General features: G+C 71.5%; 2 protein-coding genes. Both read left to right on the top strand.

The features are described 5' to 3' along the window. Positions 1–188: 188 nt before the first annotated feature. Positions 189–1,466, top strand: coding sequence for a thymidine phosphorylase (locus ACFWRV_RS04370; protein ID WP_384328053.1), 1,278 nt, complete (start codon positions 189–191; stop codon positions 1,464–1,466). Positions 1,467–1,563: 97 nt separating this feature from the next. Next, positions 1,564–2,154, top strand: a complete 591-nt coding sequence (locus tag ACFWRV_RS04365; protein WP_384328050.1) for a Uma2 family endonuclease — start codon at positions 1,564–1,566, stop codon at positions 2,152–2,154. The last annotated feature ends 35 nt before the right edge of the window (positions 2,155–2,189 follow it).

Raw genomic sequence — 2,189 nt, 5'->3', positions numbered from 1 at the left:
GGGGGCCCGCCGCTTACGTCTCAGCTTTTGGGCGCCGCTTCGTGGCGCCCCCCCCACCCCGGTATCACCCGTACCCCCCCCCCCCCGGGGGGGGCCCCCCCCACCCCGCCCGCCCCCACCGCTCTTCTCTCCCTCTTCGCACGCAAGAGTCAGTCGGGACTCTTGCGCACCCGGCCGGAAGGACTCCCATGGACGCCATCTCCGTCATCCGCACCAAGCGGGACCGAGGCGAGCTGACCCCCGAGCAGATCGACTGGGTCATCGACGCCTACACCCGCGGCGAGGTCGCCGACGAGCAGATGTCCGCCCTCGCCATGGCGATCCTGCTCAACGGCATGAACCGCACCGAGATCGCCCGCTGGACCGCCGCGATGATCGCCTCCGGCGAGCGGATGAACTTCGACTCGCTCTCGCGCCCCACCACCGACAAGCACTCCACCGGCGGCGTCGGCGACAAGATCACCCTGCCGCTCGCCCCGCTGGTCGCCGCCTGCGGCGCGGCCGTGCCGCAGCTCAGCGGCCGGGGCCTCGGCCACACCGGCGGCACCCTGGACAAGCTGGAGTCCATCCCCGGCTGGCGGGCCCACATCTCCAACGCGGAGATGCTGAACGTCCTCGACACCACCGGCGCGGTCATCTGCGCCGCCGGTGACGGGCTGGCCCCCGCCGACAAGAAGCTCTACGCGCTGCGCGACGTCACCGGCACCGTCGAGGCGATCCCGCTGATCGCCAGCTCGATCATGTCCAAGAAGATCGCCGAGGGCACCGGCGCGCTCGTCCTGGACGTCAAGGTCGGCTCCGGCGCCTTCATGAAGACCATCGAGGACGCCCGCGAACTGGCCTCCACCATGGTCGCGCTGGGCACCGACAGCGGGGTGCGCACGGTCGCCCTGCTCACCGACATGTCCACCCCGCTGGGCCTCACCGCGGGCAACGCGCTGGAGGTCCGCGAGTCGGTCGAGGTCCTGGCGGGCGGCGGCCCGAGGGACGTCATCGACCTCACCCTGTCGCTCGCCCGCGAGATGCTCGACGCGGCCGGCCTCAAGGACGCCGACCCGGAGAAGGCGCTCGCCGACGGCTCCGCGATGGACGTCTGGCGCCGGATGATCTCCGCCCAGGGCGGCGACCCGGACGCCACGCTCCCCACCGCCCGCGAGCAGCACGTCGTCACCGCGCCCGCCTCCGGCGTCCTGACCCGCCTGGACGCCTACGACGTCGGCGTCGCCGCCTGGCGCCTCGGCGCGGGCCGCGCCCGCAAGGAGGACCCGGTGCAGGCGGGCGCCGGCGTCGAGCTCCACGCCAAGCCCGGCGACCCGGTCACCGAGGGCCAGCCCCTCATGACGCTGCACACGGACACCCCGGAGAAGTTCGACTACGCCCTGAAGGCCCTGCCCGAGGCGTACGACATCGCCCCGGCCGGCACGTCGTTCTCGCCGCTGCCGGTGGTACGGGAACGTATCGCCTGACCTGTGGTTTCCCCGTATGGGTGAACGGGATCGGTGGACTGCCACCGGTCCCGTTCGGCATGCTGGACTCGGTGACGTACCGATAGAGGAGACCGCCATGGGCGCACTCACCGTCGAGCCCGTTCCGGGCCCCGGCCAGGACTGGGACGACCTGGTCCGGATCTGGGAGGAGACGGACGCACCCGAGGGCTGCAAGGTGGAGATCATCGAGGAGATCGTCACCGTGTCGCCGCCGCCGTCCGAGGACCACAACACCACCGCTGAGCTGCTCCAGCGCAGGCTCTACACCGTCATCCCGGAGCGCTGGGGTGTCTACCAGACCCTCGGCCTCTCGCTGCCCGGGCGGGGCGGCATCTACATTCCCGACCTCGTGGTCATGGACCGAGCGCTGCTTGTCGGGCCCGGTCACACCGTGCCCGCCTCCGAGGCCCTGCTTGTCGTCGAGATCACCTCCCGCGCCAACGCCAACCACGACCGCGTCAGCAAGGTGAACGGCTACGCCAAGGCCGGAGTGGAGCTGTTCCTGCTCCTCGATCCCTGGCACTCCGGCCGTCCGACCGCGACGCTGTACGGCGATCCCAAGGGCGGTACGTACCGCGTGCTGGAAACGGTCGAGTACGGACGGAAGCTGACCCTCCCCGAGCCGTTCGGGCTGGTCCTGGACACAGGCGTCCTCCCCTTCGGCTGACACGCGAACGGCCCGCCGCACGGAGGGATCCGTGC

Origin of the sequence: Streptomyces sp. NPDC058576 (assembly GCF_042718715.1) — a bacterium.
Lineage (GTDB): Bacteria > Actinomycetota > Actinomycetes > Streptomycetales > Streptomycetaceae > Streptomyces.
This window is presented reverse-complemented; position numbering and strand designations above follow the sequence as displayed.